The sequence below is a fragment of the Bifidobacterium sp. LH_389 genome, from assembly GCF_056357235.1.
In genome coordinates this window covers 60,232-77,585 of sequence record NZ_JBKEVR010000008.1, presented here as the reverse complement: position 1 = coordinate 77,585, position 17,354 = coordinate 60,232, and the positions used below count along the sequence as shown (strand labels likewise).

Sequence of the window (17,354 nt, the reverse complement as noted above, 5' to 3'; positions counted from 1 at the left end):
GAACCGGAAGACGACGAAACCCCGCAAGCCGACAGGGACTAGGATTTCGCGCTCACCCCAAGTGAGGCACCACTCCGGATTACGCGCTCACTTTCAAATGAGGCACCTCGAGATGGGGAATCGCACACGTTTGATGCGCGGATGCCGTGTAGATGTGGTGGCGATGCCCCGTGACGCGGGTCGCGGTGCCCTCGCTGATAGGATGAACCCGTGAAGAAATACGTCGAGAGTCTCAGAAACCGCTACGAGTATTCGTGGGTGGTGCTCCGTGGGTTGGTGAAGACGGACTTCAAGCTGCGCTACCAAGGTTCGTTCCTGGGCATGGCTTGGTCCGTGCTCAAGCCGCTTATGCTGTTCTGCGTAATGTATCTGGTGTTCGGCAAATTCCTGCGGATGACCGATGGAACCTCCACGTATCCTGTGGTGTTGCTCATGGGTATCAGCGCCTGGCAGTTCGTTAGTGAAGCGACCTCCATAGGGCTGCGATCGGTGGTGGATCGTGGTGACCTGCTGCGTAAGATTCACTTTCCCAATTACATCGTGGTGGTTTCCGCTACCGTGGGTTCTCTCATCAGCCTCGGCATCAACTTCGTAGTGGTGCTCGTGTTTGCACTGTTTTCTGGCGTGAAGTTTACGTGGGCCGTACTGCTTGTTCCGCTTAACGTGCTGCAACTGTACTTGCTGACTCTGGGACTCACGCTCATACTTGCCACAATGTACGTGTTTTTCCGTGACGTGGCACACATATGGGAGGTGCTCCAGCAGGTTATCTTTTATGCTATGCCGATCATCTACCCGCTGAGCTATGTCATCGACAAGGGCGGCCCATACGCCCATCTGGCTCGGCTAGAGCTGCTCAATCCCATCGCGCAGGCCATTCAGGACATCCGGCATAATCTTCTGGCTCCGGAGACTCAGCCGACCGTATGGACATCCTTCGGCTCGTGGTACGCCAAGGCGTTTCCGCTGGCACTGACCTTGGTGGTGCTGTGGCTGGGAATTTACCTGTTCCGTCGCAATACCAGTAAATTTGCGGAGATCATGTAGCCGCATTGTCCGTAGCTCAGTGAAAAGAGAACGGAAGCCGTGAAATGCGCGAACGGTAGCAGATACAATCACGGCTAAGATTTCGGCAAGGAGAGTACCACGATGACTGCAACGAACACCGCAATGGATGCGCGTACCGCGGACGGTACGCTGGATTTTACGAGAACGCCGGTGGTTCTGGACGTCGAACATGTGGGCAAGTCGTTCCGATTGCCTACGGAGCAGGCTACGGGCCTTAAGCAGGCGTTCATCAACTGGACCAAAGGCATCAAAGGCTACCGGATGCAGGAGGTTCTCAAGGATATTTCGTTCCAAGTGCATCAGGGTGAGTTCTTCGGCATCGTGGGACGCAACGGCGGCGGCAAGTCCACATTACTCAAACTTATTTCCGGGATCTATACACCCGATCGCGGTAGCATCAAGACACTGGGCAAACTCGTTCCGTTCATTGAACTGGGCGTAGGCTTCAACCCGGAGCTCACCGGACGCGAGAACGTGTACCTCAATGGTGCCCTCCTTGGATTCACCACTGAGGAGATCGATGCGATGTACGACGACATCGTGGAGTTCGCCGAACTTGGGGACTTCATGGACCAGAAGCTCAAGAACTATTCGTCCGGCATGCAGGTGCGCCTCGCGTTCTCCGTGGCCATCAAGGCGCAGGGCGACATCCTCGTGCTCGACGAGGTGCTGGCCGTGGGCGACGAGGCGTTCCAGCGCAAGTGCAGCGATTTCTTCGCGCAGATCAGCGCCGATCCAACCAAGACTGTCATCCTGGTGACGCATGACATGGATTCGGTCAAGAAATACTGCACGCGCGCCATGATGATCAAAGACGGCGAAGTCAAGATTATCGGGGATAAAGAGAGCGTCGCACAGGAGTATACGTTGGCCAATCTCGAAGCCGAACGTGAACAGCAGCGCAAGGAGCAGGAAGCGCGCGGCGGCTATCCGAACGGCTTGAACGAACGTTGCCCATTGCTGCGTACGGTGCCGGTTTCTTCGCCGATGTGCACGACCAAGGACGTGTTCCGATTCGACGTGGAATACCAGTACGACGAGCCCGGCGATTTCTATCTGGCGATTTCGATGAATGATATCCGACGCGGCGGCATCACCTACGACACCGGTGCCAAAATCGTCAAGATGCGCAAGCACGGTCATCAAACCGTTCATTTCGAAGTGCCATGCAACTTGTTCAACGACGGTGAGTTCCGACTGATCACATCGCTGCGAACTCCGTCCGCGACTGACCCGAACTTCACCGATATGGTGGCTGTGGCGATCGACGACAATGCCTGCACGTTCGTGATTCGTGATCCCAACTGCCGTGATTCCTATGCGCTGCTCAACGACAGTGCAATCCGGATCAGACAACGCGATGATGAGGGGAATATCATTCCCGATCTGATTGATCTGCGGGCGAAATGAAAAGCGAAGATGCAAGCTTTGCACCTTCAACGGACCGTGGATTCAATCCTATGCGCGTTCTCCACCATGGTTGCCTCACCATTTTCTGCATCATCCACCGGTTTTCTGCATCAAAACTTTGTAATATGATGCAGAAAACCGATGGATGATGCAGAAAGCAGGGGACGAACGAGCCGGCGAAGCCCGTCGCGCGCCTCACGCGTCCGGCTCGCTCGTTTCCTTGAAGATGCGCTCCCAGACCTTCATGCTGGCCATGTCGTAGCTGCGGTACATGCGCGCATACCGGCCCCAATTGCGGTACAGCTTGAGGAACAGCCGCAGGTTGCCGAACGCCATACGGCGGTATAGCGCACTGTCGCGCCGGAACCATTCCACGGCGTCGCCGTCCGGGGTGGTGACCAATGCTGAGTCGACGTTGAGGAACGTGGTCCAGAACGCATCCTTGTACGGCACCATCACCTGCGGGCGGGGCGATGTCATGCCAGCGCGTCGGCTGAACAGCGCGTGCAGGTACGTGCGCAGCAGCAGCTTGCTGATGCCCCGCTTGTTCAGATGGCGCTCCGGAGGAATGAACAGCCGTTCCGGTTCCGGCACCGAATCGATGTCCTTGATCACCGTGGAATCCGGGAATCCCTCGCGAGCCTTGCGCACATCGCCGATGATGGTGGGGAACGTATCCACGATATGCTGCGGACCGGCAAGCAGATCCACCATGGCCTTGTGCCGCAGCGCGATCGCGGAATACGTGAGCTTGCAACCGGCGTTCACGTCGCCGGCGATCATCTCGCGCAGGAAATGCCAATTCGGCTTGTCACAATGGAGCAACCCCTGAATCCAACGGTTGCGCACCACGAAATACTCCTCCCACGTGCGCAGCGGATCCTTGTCGTGCCAAGCCTGATGCCAGACGGCCACGCCGGGAAGACTCACGGTGCGGAACCCGTTTTTGCGTGCGCGCAGGCCGAATTCCACGTCGTCATGCTTGATGAACACCGGCAGGCCAAGCCCGATCGTGCGGATCACGTCGGTGGGAATCAAGCACATCCACCAGGCGTTGTAGTCGGTTTCGATGCGCTGATGCCAGTTCGGCGATTCGGCGAGCGGCTCCTGCGCGAAATCATGGTTGTACGGGCGGCCGATCACGGGGCCGTGCATGTTGGTGACCGGATTCCAATGTTCGCCGAGCGTCAGCAGAATCGTGCGGTTGTCCAGATGGAACATGCCGCCGCCCACCAACGTGGGCTTCTTCGTGTAATCGGCGAAATTCAGTGCACGGACGATCGACTCCGGTTCGCTGATCGCATCGTCGTCCAGCATGAGCGCATAGGTGCTGGAACCGGCCCTGACCGTCTCGAACATGCCGCGGGAGAACCCGCCCGAACCGCCCAGATTGCGCTGCCTCAGATATGTGAGTTGCGGCCCCAGATCTTGAGCGGTCTCGGCGAAACCGGGCTGGTCTCGGACCAGATCCGTGCCCTGATCGGTGCAGTATACGGTGTCGAGCCGCTCGCGCAGGGCGGGTTCGCCGGCGATGGCCTTGAGCTGGTCATGGCAGTAGGAGGGACGGTTGAACGTGGTGATCGCGATGGAAAGCGTGGTGGGAGTAGTGGACGAGCCCCCGCGCCGAGCGGATTGCGGCACGGACCATGCGGCATCGGCAACGGTGAGCGGCGAATCGTCCGCGGAAGTGACGTCAAACCAGAAGTAGCCGCCGTCCAGCATGCCCTTGAGCGGCAGATCGTAGACGATCGTCGTCGATTCCCCGTCTGCTGTGGCTACGGGCAGATCGGCCAGAGGGGTGATGAATCCGCGCGCGTTGGACTTGTGCAACGTAACGAATCCCGTACCGGTGACGGTTGCCGTGAATCGGACGGTACGGACCGCCGTCCAACGCCGCCAGTAGCTCGCGGGAAACGCGTTGAAGAACGTGCAGAGCGATGCACGCTTGCCGGGCTTGACGGTCAATGCGCGGCGACCGGCGACGGTGAAAACGTCACGGCTGACGGTCTGTTGATGCTGCCGGATGCCGTCATTGACAAGGTGCTGGAATTGCGCGGGGTGCTGACCGTCCAGCTTGGTGCCGCGCAGGTGCGCCAGAGGGTCCAAGGCGGCATCCGTCAGATGCGGCCGCGTCCATTCGACCACGTACAGCGGCATGGTGAGGTCTTGGTCCCTGACGGGGTAGACCACGCGGTTGACGACCTCCCATGCGGGCGAAGCGGCTTGCGAATCCTTGGCGTTTCTGACATTCGGCATGGCACTCATTATACAAACGGGGTTGCGGCGCGCGTATGCCGCAACCGGGTGGACGACTTCGGGGGTGTCCGGTAAGCTGGTACGCACTCAAAACAGAAGTTACGTAGTGAGGTACGCAGTATGGTCGACGCCAGCCACGCCAACGAATCCGTCAATCCCGTCTCCGCGATCCGCAGCGGTCTGGAACCGCAGCTGCTGGTGCACGGGGAGAAGGCCGTGTTCCGGGGCAACGACGACGCTGGATTCACGGTGATCGAAGCCACGGTGAGCGCCCCCGGCAACGACGAGGAGACGTACCCGATCCTGTTCGCGCAGGTGCGCGGCGGGCAGCCGAGCGCGGTGTGCGTGGCCGTGCGCGACGGCAAGCTTCTGCTCGCCCAGCATTGGCGCATCGCCACGAACTCGTTCGAATGGGAGTTCCCGCGCGCGCTGGGCGAATCCGGCGAGATCGCCAGTGCGACGGCCGAGCGCGAGTTGCTCGACGAGGCCGGCGTCCACGCCACTGGCCGCCGCCTGCTGCAGATGATCCACGCCGACACGTGCAAGCTGCGCGACTCGGTGGCCGTGGTGGAGGTGACGGTCGATCCCGCCGAGGACGCCGGCATCCCGCGCACCACCGAATCCACGTTCGCGTGGCTGCGCCCCGAGGAGATCGACCAGATGATCGCGGACGGCGGCATCATGGACGGCATCACGCTCGCCGCGTACACCGTGTGGAAGGCGCATCGTTCGGCGGATGCCGAATGACGGCCCGCAGATAGGGCAAACGGAGGGATCGCGGCGGGGGCGGTTTTCCGATAGGCTGGTGGCATGTCAGTGCCTCAGCCGCCGCAGAACATGCCGCCTCAATATCCGGGAACCCAGTACCAGCCGCAGTACCCGTATCCGCCGCAGCCGCAGCCAGTCCGGCCCTCGGCGCGGGATGCGCGGCGCATCATGCGCAAGGGCGTGAACCGGCCGGCGGGCATGGTGCTTTTGTACGTGGTCATCGCGCAGGCCGTCGCGGAGCTGGGCAAACAGATCGTGCAGGTGACGGCGTTGCGTTCCGGAAACGACACGATGATCGGCAGTGGCCCGACCGCGGTCAGTCAGGCGGTCCTGCAGGCCACCGGCATGCTGAGTCTCATCGGCGTGGCGGCGGGCATGCTGTTCCTGTTGCCGGCGAACCGGCACATGACGTTCCGGCGCGGTTTCTGGATTGGCGACCATGGCGAGGCGAAACGCATGCGGGCGCCGTGGCTGTTGGACTTCACGGTGCTTCTGGTGAGCGCGCAGGCCGTGCTGCTGCTTGCGCGGATGCTGTTCGGTGCCATGGGCGTGAACCTGACGTCTCCCGCAATGGAGTCGCTCAACGCGGCCGCCACGAACTGGCCCATGTGGCTGTACATCGGACTGGCGGCGCCGGTGTGCGAGGAGATTGTGTTCCGCGGGGTGCTGATGCGTTCGCTGGCGCCGTACGGACGCAACTTCGCCATCGTCACGTCCGCGTTCATGTTCGGCCTGTTCCACGGCGATCCGGTGCAGGGGACGTTCGCCTTCCTCATGGGGCTGCTGCTCGGCTTCGTGGCCATGGAGTACTCGTTGGTGTGGGCGATAGCGCTGCACGCATTCAACAACGCGGTGCTGGGCGGCGTGCTCGCCCAGTGGGCCACGGCGTACGGCGATGCGGGGACCACCGTGTATGTGGCATTCCTGCTGGGTGTGGGTGTGATTGGCGGCATCGTGGTCTTTGCGCGCCACGGGCGGGAATTGGCGGCCTATGCGAGGGCGAACCGTTCGCCGCATGGCACGTACTGGGGATGGACGGCCGTGTGGTTCCTGATGTTTGCGGCGCTGAACATGCTGACCATCGTGATGACGGTGAGCGTGATTGTGGCGGCGCAGTGACCGGTGCCGGTCTGACTGCGGAATGTGGGGGCTGCGCGCTTGGACGGGTGCCTTGGGCGGGCGGCTCGGGGTGTATCTGCATAGTGTGCAGCACTTTCCGGGATGTGCGGGGGTCTATCTGCGTTCTGTGCAGCAGGTGCGTCCGCACAATGGCCGTGAAATGGCCTCATAGTGGGGTCGAAGCGGCGGAATTGCGGTGCCCGGGGCAGGTAAAAGCCCGAGTCCCGGCGGGAGGGTGCTGCACAGAACGCAGATAGGTGTTCGCAAGGGCGCGAATGTGCTGCACACTCTGCAGATAGGTGGCGGGTGGACGGCGGAGACCGTGTCGGACGTGCAGCGGATGCGCGAGGGATGCATGGCAGCGGCAGGTGCGTGAGGCGACTACGTGATGCGCGGCGGCCGATGGGTGCGGCGAGACACATGCCGGACGGGCGCGGAGCGCCGCATATGCGCGGACCAGACCCTGCCCGAGGCGGCGGCCGGCGTGACCGTAGGCTCGCGTACCCTTGAGGCATGAGTGATTTCGAGCCGTTTTACGATGTGAACCGCACCTATGACGAGAACTACGCGGACGGCCCGTTCGGGGCGTTCGCCGAGGCGCTGGCGGGGGAGCCGGCGCCCGCATCCGCGGCGGCCCCCGGGGGGACGTTCCTCGGTTTCGACGTCACCCTGCCGTTCGGCATTCCCGCCGGCCCGCTGCTCAACGCCAGGTTCACCACGGCCGCCTTCCGCATGGGCTTCGACCTGGCCGTCTACAAAACCGTGCGCTCGCGTGCGTGGGGCTGCAATCCGTTCCCGAACGTGCTGGCCGTGCACCCCAAGGCCGCGAACGGGGAGCTGACGCCCGGCAGCGCCGAACTGGACGAGGGTGTGCTCGCGGACACCGACTACCGCACGCCCATTTCCATCTCGAACTCGTTCGGCGTGCCCAGCCGTGACCCGGACGTGTGGCAGCCGGACATGCGCGACGCCATTGCCGCGGCCGGGCCCGGTCAGCTGCTCGTTCCCAGCTTTCAGGGCTCCCGCACGGAAGGCATGAGCCGCGAGGACTACGTAGCCGATCACGTGCGCACGGCCCGGCTGGTATGCGAGACCGGAGCCGGCCTGATGGAAATGAACACCAGCTGCCCCAACGAGGGCCACAACCGCCTGCTGTGCCATGACGCGCATCTGGTGGGGGAGATCACCGAGGCGGTGAAGAACGAGATCGGCGACCGGCCGCTCATCGTCAAGCTCGCCTACCTGCCGGACGATCTGGACCTGGAGCGCATGGTGCACGAGACCGCCGCGCGCGGCACGGTCCAGGGCTTCGCCACCATCAACACCATCAGCGCGAAGCTCGTGGATGCGCAGGGCAATCAGGCGCTGCCGGGCAAGGGGCGCGACCGCAGCGGCGTGTGCGGTGCGGCGATCCGCTCGGCCGGACTGGACATGGTGCGTCGTCTGGCGGCCGTGCGCGAGCGCATGGGGCTGGACTTCGCCATCGTGGGCGTGGGCGGTGTGACGGTACCCGCGGACTATGCGGCCTACCGCAGGGCGGGTGCGGACGCCGTGATGTCCGCCACGGGGGCGATGTGGGACGCGAATCTGGCGCGCGAGATCAAGGCGGGTCTGCACGCCTAGGTCGGAGCCTGCCGGGGTGGCGGAAGCGTGCCGAGCTTGCCGGAACGGGAACAAAACTGCCCGGTATTCCCGGTTCGGCTCGGGGCGCATTTCACCATGTCCCCACACGCACTGTGGCAGACTGAAGGTTAGCTGAATCAGCCCGGCTGATATCGGGGACGCGGAAACATCAGAGGAGAACGACGTGGCACAGGATTGCGAGGACATCCTCCATGTGAACGGCGGCAAGCCGTTGAACGGCACCATCAAGGTTCGTGGCGCCAAGAACTTCGTGAGCAAGGCCATGGTGGCCGCACTGCTCGCCCCCGGCACCTCCGTGCTCAGGAATGTGCCGGAGATTCGTGACGTGCACGTGGTTTCCGACCTGCTGCGTCTGCACGGCGTGAACGTGGACGTGGACGGCGCCCAGGGCGTGGTGACGATTGACGCGACGAACGTCAAGCTCGCGTCGGTGGCGGACGTGGACACGCTGTCCGGGTCCTCGCGCATCCCGATCCTGTTCTCCGGGCCGCTGGTGCACCGGCTGGGCGAGGCGTTCATTCCCGCGCTCGGCGGTTGCAACATTGGCGGCCGGCCCATTGACTTCCATCTGGAGACCCTGCGCAAGCTGGGCGCCAACGTGGACAAGGAACACAAGGACGGCATCCACATCACCGCGCCGAACGGGCTCAAGGGCGCGAAGATCCATCTGCCGTACCCGTCCGTGGGCGCCACCGAGCAGACCCTGCTGGCCGCCGTGCTGGCGGAGGGCAAGACCGAGCTGTCCGGTGCGGCGATCGAGCCGGAGATCATGGATCTGGTGTGCGTGCTGCAGAAGATGGGTGCCGTGATCTCCGTGGACGTGGACCGCACGTTCCGCATCGAGGGCGTCAAGGAGCTCAAGGGCTTCACGCACACGGCCCTGACCGACCGCATCGAGGCCGCGAGCTGGGCGTCCGCGGCGCTCGCCACTCACGGCGACATCTTCGTCAAGGGCGCCACGCAGCCGGAGATGATGACGTTCCTCAACGTATTCCGCAAGGTGGGCGGCGAGTTCGACGTGACCGACAAGGGCATCCGCTTCTGGCATCCGGGCGGGGACCTGCATCCGGTGGCCATCGAGACGGACGTGCACCCCGGGTTCATGACCGACTGGCAGCAGCCGCTCGTGGTGGCCCTCACCCAGGCGAACGGCCTGAGCATCGTGCACGAGACCGTGTACGAGAACCGGTTCGGGTTCACCAAGCCGCTCGTGCAGATGGGCGCGACCATCCAGCTGTACCGCGAATGCCTCGGCTCCCTGCCGTGCCGCTTCCAGCAGCGCAACTACAAGCATTCCGCGGTGATCTTCGGCCCCACGCCGCTCACCGGCCGTGACATCGACGTGCCGGACCTCAGGGGCGGCTTCTCGCACCTCATCGCGGCGCTGGCGGCCAAGGGGCCGTCCGACGTGCACGGCATCTCGCTCATCGACCGCGGGTACGCCGACTTCCGCGGCAAGCTGCACCAGCTCGGGGCGGACATCGACTGACGGTATGGGATGAACACGGGTCCCGGCATTCCGCGGAGTGCCGGGACCCGCTGTCTTTTGCTCGCCGTCGGCCGCGGGCTACGGGCGGTTGGGGAGGCAACACGCCGAACGGATACAAGGTTGTACCAGTGCAGGGGTGAGCATAGACTGGTCGTCGTCCGATGACGGGCGGGCGCGGTAGCCCGTCAGGCCGTCGCGGGAACGACCGCCCGAAGCGCACAGAGAGCAAGCCAAGCAGAGAGAACGAGCGAAGGAACGCGGAGGAATCTGCCACATGTACGTCGATCCGAACCGTAACCGGGACAAGGGCAACCTCAGGTGGATCCTGCCCTACTGCAAACCTGATTTTCCGCGCGTTGCCGGCGCGCTCGTGCTGTTCTGCCTCAACAACGCCATGGCGCTGAGCATCCCATTGTTGAGCGGCGTGATCGTGGACCGGGTGATCACGGGCGGCGAGACCGACCTGCTCGTCCGGCTGTGCATGCTCATGATCGCCATGACCGTCGTGCGCGTGGGGGCCCGCTACGGCTACCAGATGTGGATGGAACGCTTCGGGCAGAACTCCGTGTACCGGCTGGTCAGCGACGAATATGAGAAGCTCCACGAGCTCGACTTCACGTACTTCAACCACACGCGCACCGGAGACATCATGAGCCGCATGACCTCCGACACGGATGCGATCCGCCACGCGCTGAGCTGGGTGAGCTACAACGTGCTCGACTGCGTGGTCATGTTCATCGGCGCGCTGTGCGTCATGTTCTCCATCGACTGGCGGCTCGCGCTCGCACTCGCCTGCGTCACCCCGTTCCTGTTCGTGCTCACGCGCGGCCTGTCCTCGCACGCCCACCCGTTGTTCTACGCGATCCGCAACTCGCTCGCCTCGCTCAACTCCATGGTGGAGGAGAACATCGAGGGCAACCGCGTGGTCAAGGCGTTCGTGCGCGAACCGTACGAGACCGAGAAGTTCGACGAGCGCAACGAGGACTACATGCAACGCAACATGGCCCTCGCCTACAACACGCGCCGGTACATGCCGTGGCTCGACGGGCTCGGCTTCTCGCTGCAGCTCATCACGCTCGGGCTCGGCGGCTTCCTGGTGATCCGCGGGGACATGACGCTGGGCAATCTGGTGAGCTTCAACTCGTTCCTGTGGATGATCGACGGGCCGGTGCGCCAGTCCGGATGGCTCATCAACGACTGGCAGCGCTTCAACGCCAGCTGCATCAAGATCCGCCGGCTGCTCACCGCCGAATCGCGCATCACCGAAAAGCCGGACGCTGAGGCCTCCGTCAAGCAGGCCGTGGCGATCGCCGAACAGGTGGGCGCCCCGCACCCGATCACCCCGGAGCGCATCGGCGGAGAAATCCGGTTCGACCACGTGAGCTTCGCCTTCCCCGACGACCCGGAGACCCCGATCCTCAAGGACATCGACTTCACCGTGCCCGCCGGGGCGAAGCTGGGCATTCTGGGCGAGACCGGCGCCGGCAAATCCACGCTCGTCAACCTGGTGGCCCGCTTCTACGACCCGACCGTGGGGCACGTGCTTATCGATGGGATCGACGCGCGCGACTGGCCGCTCGCCACGCTGCGCTCGCAGGTGTGCATCGTGGCGCAGGACACGTTCCTGTTCTCGGACACGATCGGCAGCAACATCGGCTTCGGCGCGTCCGACCAGGCCGCCCGCGACGAAAGCTACATCCGCCGCATGGCCGAGATCGCCGGAGCGGACAACTTCATCCGTTCCATGCCGGAAGGCTACAACACGGTGGTGGGCGAACGCGGCGTGGGCCTGTCCGGCGGGCAGAAGCAGCGCCTGAGTCTGGCCCGGGCGCTCGCCGACGACCCGGCCATCCTCATTATGGACGACACCACCTCCGCCGTGGATATGGAGACCGAGGCGGAGATCCAGCGTCACCTGCGCGAGATGGACGGCCGCAAGACAATCATCACCATCGCGCACCGCATCTCCTCCGTCAAGGACTCCGACCTGATCCTGGTGCTGGAGCACGGGCGGATCGTGGAACGCGGCACGCACGAGCAGCTCGTGGCCGCGCACGGACGCTACTGGGACATCTACCACAAGCAGCTCGGCGTGCAGTCGGGCTCATCGCAGGGCTTCTGAGGCTTCGTAAGGATTCAAGATGGCACAGCAACGCAACACATACCGTGAGGACGAGGAGCTCGAGGAGAGCATCAACGTGCGCGACATCCTGCGCGTGGGCCGGTACCTCAAGCCCTACATGGGCAGGGTCGCGCGCATTCTGGCGGTCGTGATCTCGATGAGCTGCATCATCGTGTCCGTTCCGTACCTGACCAAGGTGATGATCGACGAGGCGATCCCCAACCGCAATCTGCCCCAGCTTGGCACGCTCGCGGGCATCCTCGCCGCGCTGATCCTGCTGTACGAGTGCGGGCTGCGCTACCGTACGGTGGCGATCACGCGCGTGGGCCAGCTCATGCTCAAGGACATGCGCCGGGACATCTTCACGCACATCCAGACCCTGCCGTTCAGCTATTTCGACTCGCGTCCGCACGGCAAGATCCTCATCCGCGTGGTCAACTACGTGAACACCCTGTCCGACACGCTGTCCTCCGGCCTGATCAACGTGATCTCCGATGTGTTCACGTTCGTGATCACGCTGGTGGTGATGTTCGCCATCGACTGGAAGCTGGCCCTGTGGAGCTTGGCGCTGTTCCCCGTGCTGCTCGTGTGGGTGTACGTGCTCAAGATCTTCCAGCGCCGCGCCTACCAGAAGCTGTCCAACAAGCAGTCGAACCTCAACGCGTACATCCACGAGTCGATCGCCGGCGTGAAGACCACGCAGACCTTCGCGCAGGAGGCCGCCCAGTTCCGCAACTTCCAGGAGCAGCAGGGCGAGGTGCGCGCGGCGTGGATGCGGGCCGTGCACATCCAGTTCCTCATGTGGCCGGGCGTGCAGACCATCTCCGTGACGACCATCTCGCTCATCTACTTCGTGGGCGTGATGGGCCTGGGCGGCGTGGACGTGACCACCGGCGTACTCATCGCATTCGTAGGCTATGCGAACAACTTCTGGAACCCGGTGATCAACATCGGCAACTTCTACAACCAGCTCATCACCTGCTCGGCGTATCTGGAACGCATCTTCGAGACGCTCGACGTGACGCCCGAGATCCGCAACCGTCCGGGGGCGACGGAGCTGCCGCCGATCAAGGGCCGCGTGGACTTCAACGACGTGGTGTTCCGCTACGAGGACGGCGGGCGCAACATCCTCAACCTCGTGGACTTCCACGTGGAGCCCGGGCGCACGATCGCGCTCGTGGGGCCGACCGGCGCCGGCAAGACCACCATCATCAGCCTGCTGTCGCGCTTCTACGACGTGTCCGAAGGCTCGGTGAAGGTGGACGGCCACGACGTGCGCGACGTGACGCTCGCATCGCTGCGCCGCCAGATGGGCGTGATGCTGCAGGACACGTTCATCTTCTCCGGCAACGTGCGCGAGAACATCCGCTACGGCAGGCTCGACGCCACGGACGAGGAGATCGAGGCGGCGGCGAAGGCCGTGCACGCGCACGAGTTCATCATGGAGCTGCCCGACGGCTACGACACGGTGGTGGAGGAGCGCGGGTCGACCCTGTCCGCCGGCCAGCGCCAGCTCATCGCATTCGCCCGCGTGCTGCTTGCGGACCCGCGCATCCTGATCCTCGACGAGGCGACCAGCAACATCGACACGCGCACCGAGGAGGCGCTGCAGGCCGGGCTCGCCCACCTGCTCAAGGGCCGTACGAGTTTCATCATCGCGCACCGGCTGTCCACCATCGAGAACGCGGACGAGATCATGGTCATTGACCACGGGCAGATCGTGGAGCGCGGCTCGCACGCCGAACTGCTTGCGCGCAAGGGCGCCTACTGGCGGCTCTACGAGTCGCAGTACGCCATGATCACGGCGGCCATCGGCTGATCGGGCCGGCTGATCAGCCGGCGGCGTACGCTTGGATCCATGAGCAAGCATCATCACCGTGACCGCAGCTGGGCGCCCGCGCCCGAACCGTTGCCGCGTGAGGCGTGGACGGTGGACAACCACACGCACGTGGCGTCCGTGGTGCCGTTCGCCCGGGCCATGAGCCACGAGGCGGAAGTCCGGGGACAGGCCCCCGTGCCCGTGTACGGCGTGGACGACATTCTCGCGCAGGCGCAGGCTGTCGGCATCGAGGGTATTATCGACGTGGGTTGCGAGCTGCCGAACCTGGAGACGGCGGTCCGAATGGCCGTCGACCATCCGGGTCTTGTGCACGCGGCGCTCGCGATCCATCCCAACGAGGCCGTGCTGCACGGGCACCGCGGCGTGCCCGGCCCGGACGGTCTGGAAATCAAGTACAAGCCCTGGCACGACGTGCCGTTCGAGGACGCGCTCGCGCAGGTCCACCGGCTCGCCACGCAGCACCCGGAGCAGGTGGTGGCGATCGGGGAGACCGGCATGGACCTGTTCCGCACCGGCGAGGGCGCCAGGGAGCTGCAACGAGAGGCGTTCCGTGCGCACATCGCCCTGGCCAAGGAGCTCGGCCTGCCCATGCAGATCCACGACCGGGACTCGCACCGGGAGGTGATCGAAACGCTGCTCAGGGACGGCTCGCCGGAGCGTACGGTGTTCCACTCGTATTCCGGGGACGCGGAAATGGGCGAGATCGCGCGCGAGCAGGGCTGGTACCTGAGCTTCTCCGGCACGGTGAGCTACAAGGGCAACGACGGCATCCGCGCCTCGGCGCGCATCGTGGGGCTCGACCACATTCTGGTGGAGACCGACGCGCCCTACCTGACTCCCATGCCGTATCGCGGGCGCACGAACGCCCCGTACATGATTCCCTACACGCTGACCGCGCTCGCCGACGCCATGGATCTGCCGCTGGCCACGGTGGCGCAGGCCACGCGAAGGGTGACGCGCACGGTGTACGGCGTGTGACTCGCCCTCTGTGCCGGCCGTTCACCCCGCTCCACTTCGACAGGACGGGGGAATTTGGCTATCGTGAGTCCTAACGATTTCCTAACCGGGGCATTTGGTACTAACCTATCCCACGGCAAACCAGATGTGTGTATATCGTGAAGGACGTGCGAAAGGACGGTCATGGCGCAGGACAAACAGCGTGCGGCGCAGGGGGAACGCGCCGCGAACGCCACACCGAGCGTGACTGATGCGGCGGGCGCCGCGAACGCAACGAACGCGGCGGCCGCGAAGCCTTCCGGCGTGAAGCCCTCGGACGTGAAAACCGCGCAACCGCAGCCCGCGCACCCCGCATGGGAGCGCAAGACGGCACCCAAGGCCCCCGCGCGCCCGGCCGCCAAGCCGGCGGATCCGGCGGACAGGGACAAGACCGTCCTGCCGCGCGGCAACTACACCAACGCGCCCAAGGTGTCCCGAAGGGTCCTGACCAAGGAGGAACGCGCCGAGCTCACCAAGCAGAGGGAACAGCAGCGCAAGGAGGCCGAACGCCTCGCCAAGGCGGAATCCCGCGGGCCGGTCGGCCGCTGGTGGGCGCGCCTGCAGTCCGGGCCGGACCGCGTCACGTTCGGCATGGCCATCGTGGCGCTCGGCGTGGTCTACGGCGACATCGGCACCTCGCCGCTGTACACCGCTCAGACGTTCCTGTCCGGGCAGGGCGGGCTTGCCAACGCCAGCAGCGAAGCCGTGTACGGCATGCTTTCGCTGGTGTTCTGGTCCATCACGCTCATCACCACCGTCAAGTACGTGCTCATCGCCATGCGCATCGACAACAAGGGCGAGGGCGGCATCTTCGCCCTGTACTCCCTGATCCGCCGGCGCGGGGCGTGGCTCGCCATCCCCGCCATGCTCGGCGGCGCGGCGTTCCTGGCCGACTCGGTGCTCACCCCGGCCGTGTCCATCTCGTCCGCAGTGGAGGGCCTCAAGACCATTCCGCTCGTGGAACCGCTGTTTCGGGAGAATGAGAACCTCACGCTCATGATCACCGTGGTGATCATCGTGGTGCTGTTCTCCGTGCAGTCGCGCGGCACCGAATCCATCGGCAAGGTGTTCGGCTCGCTCGTGCTCGTATGGTTCAGCTTTCTGGCGATCGTGGGCGCGGTGAACATCGGCGGCGACTGGACCATTCTGGCGGCGCTCAACCCGGTGTACGGCATCAAGTTCCTGTTCAGTCCGCACAACGCGGCCGGCATAGCCCTCATGGGCACGGTGTTCCTGTCCACTACCGGCGCCGAGGCGCTGTACTCGGACATGGGCCACGTGGGCCGCGGCAACATCTACTTCACTTGGCCGCTCATCAAGATAGCCCTCGTGCTCAACTACTTCGGCCAGGGTGCGTGGATTCTGCGCAACCAGAACAATCCGGCGCTCGCGGGCGTGGAGGGCGTCAACCCGTTCTTCCAGATGATGAGCCCCAACGTGCGCTACGTGGCCGTGCTGCTGTCCGTCACGGCCGGCATCATCGCCTCGCAGGCGCTCATCACCGGCGCATTCACCATGGTTTCCGAGGCGACCGGCCTCAACTGGATGCCCCACCTGCAGGTGCGCTACCCGGCCCGCACGCGCGGCCAGCTGTACATCCCCACCATCAACGTGGTGCTGTGCGCGGCCACGCTGATCGTGCTCGGCATCTTCAAGGACTCCGAGCACATCTCCGCCGCGTACGGTCTGGCGCTGACCATCACCATGATCACCACCACCATCCTGCTCGCCGTCTATCTGTGGTACGACGGCCGGCGCGTGGGCGCGATCGTGTTCACCGTGGTGTTCCTGGCCATCCAGGTGATGTTCTTCATCGCCTCCATGGCGAAGTTCCTGCACGGCGGCTGGTTCACGCTGCTGCTCACCGTGGCCATCCTGATCATCATGTACACGTGGAACGAGGGCACCAAGCTGGAGCGCGCCCAGCGCCGGCACATGGCCCCCAAGGACTGCCTGCCCGCGCTGGAGCGCCTGCACGGCGACTTCCGCATCCCGTACTTCGCGGACAACATCGTGTACCTGACCTCCGACGCGGACATGAAGCGTCTGGACACGGACATCTTCTTCTCCATCTTCGCCGACCACCCCAAGCGTGCGCGCGCCTGGTGGGCCGTGTCCGTGCAGACCACGGACGAGCCGTTCACCCGCGAATACTCGGTGGAGAACTTCGGGACGAACTACCTGTTCCGCGTGCGCATCCGTCTGGGCTTCAAGGTCAACCAGTCCATACCGGCGTACCTGCACCAGATCATGCACGACCTGTCCCGGTCCGGCGAACTGCCGCAGCAGAAGTCCATCTACCCCAAGGTGGACGCCGACCCGCAGATCGGCACCATCCGCTACGTGCTCATCCACAAGGCGCTCATGCCCGAGTCGAAGATCTCCTCGCGCGGCGCGCTCTCGCTGCAGATCAAGTATGCGATCCGCCACGTGGCCGGCTCGCCCGTCAAATGGTTCGGCCTGGCCCCGTACAATCCGCTCATCGAAACGCAGCCGCTGTTCGTCTCCACCCGCCGCGTGCCCGGTCTGGTGCGCGTGGGGATGCGGCCGGCTGCCAAGAAGTGAAACGATTGCCGCGGCGGTCGGGAGGAAGCCGCCGGAACCGAAGGCCGGCCATAAGAAACCGTTATAGCGTCCCGGCG

At 64.2% G+C, this 17,354-nt stretch carries 11 protein-coding genes; 10 read left to right on the top strand and 1 reads right to left on the bottom strand.

Translation table 11 applies throughout. The annotated features are described in order from the left end of the window. Positions 1 to 210 precede the first annotated feature (210 nt). Entirely contained in the window at positions 211 to 1,047 is an 837-nt protein-coding gene (locus AC1AZA_RS08635) for an ABC transporter permease (RefSeq protein WP_476514252.1), read from the top strand. 102 nt (positions 1,048 to 1,149) lie between these two features. After that, on the top strand, positions 1,150 to 2,478 hold the full coding sequence (locus tag AC1AZA_RS08630) for an ABC transporter ATP-binding protein (protein ID WP_476514251.1): 1,329 nt from the start codon (positions 1,150 to 1,152) through the stop codon (positions 2,476 to 2,478). Between the two features lie 195 nt (positions 2,479 to 2,673). On the opposite strand, the gene AC1AZA_RS08625 is transcribed toward AC1AZA_RS08630, so the two are convergent. Next, positions 2,674 to 4,734 (bottom strand): glycosyltransferase, encoded by a 2,061-nt coding sequence (locus tag AC1AZA_RS08625; RefSeq protein ID WP_476514250.1) that lies wholly within the window; start codon positions 4,732 to 4,734, stop codon positions 2,674 to 2,676. Between the two features lie 120 nt (positions 4,735 to 4,854). On the opposite strand from AC1AZA_RS08625, the gene AC1AZA_RS08620 reads away from it, so the two are divergent. From AC1AZA_RS08620 to AC1AZA_RS08585, 8 genes are all read left to right on the top strand, one after another. After that, a complete protein-coding gene (locus AC1AZA_RS08620; RefSeq protein ID WP_476514249.1) occupies positions 4,855 to 5,481 on the top strand; it encodes an NUDIX hydrolase in 627 nt (208 codons plus the stop codon). A 63-nt stretch (positions 5,482 to 5,544) separates the two neighbouring features. Next, positions 5,545 to 6,621, top strand: a complete 1,077-nt coding sequence (locus AC1AZA_RS08615; RefSeq protein WP_476514248.1) for a lysostaphin resistance A-like protein — start codon at positions 5,545 to 5,547, stop codon at positions 6,619 to 6,621. A gap of 513 nt (positions 6,622 to 7,134) precedes the next feature. Then, positions 7,135 to 8,244, top strand: coding sequence for a diguanylate cyclase (locus AC1AZA_RS08610; protein WP_476514247.1), 1,110 nt, complete (start codon positions 7,135 to 7,137; stop codon positions 8,242 to 8,244). Between the two features lie 184 nt (positions 8,245 to 8,428). Then, positions 8,429 to 9,754 carry a UDP-N-acetylglucosamine 1-carboxyvinyltransferase gene (murA, locus tag AC1AZA_RS08605; protein ID WP_476514246.1) on the top strand — a complete coding sequence of 442 codons (1,326 nt, stop codon included), beginning with the start codon at positions 8,429 to 8,431 and terminating at the stop codon, positions 9,752 to 9,754. A gap of 274 nt (positions 9,755 to 10,028) precedes the next feature. Continuing rightward, on the top strand, positions 10,029 to 11,876 hold the full coding sequence (locus AC1AZA_RS08600) for an ABC transporter ATP-binding protein (RefSeq protein ID WP_476514245.1): 1,848 nt from the start codon (positions 10,029 to 10,031) through the stop codon (positions 11,874 to 11,876). Between the two features lie 19 nt (positions 11,877 to 11,895). Then, positions 11,896 to 13,695 (top strand): ABC transporter ATP-binding protein, encoded by a 1,800-nt coding sequence (locus tag AC1AZA_RS08595; RefSeq protein WP_476514244.1) that lies wholly within the window; start codon positions 11,896 to 11,898, stop codon positions 13,693 to 13,695. A 39-nt stretch (positions 13,696 to 13,734) separates the two neighbouring features. Beyond that, a complete protein-coding gene (locus AC1AZA_RS08590; protein WP_476514243.1) occupies positions 13,735 to 14,694 on the top strand; it encodes a TatD family hydrolase in 960 nt (319 codons plus the stop codon). 162 nt (positions 14,695 to 14,856) lie between these two features. Further along, complete coding sequence (locus tag AC1AZA_RS08585) at positions 14,857 to 17,277, top strand: KUP/HAK/KT family potassium transporter (RefSeq protein ID WP_476514242.1); 2,421 nt, start codon at positions 14,857 to 14,859, stop codon at positions 17,275 to 17,277. Positions 17,278 to 17,354 lie beyond the last annotated feature (77 nt).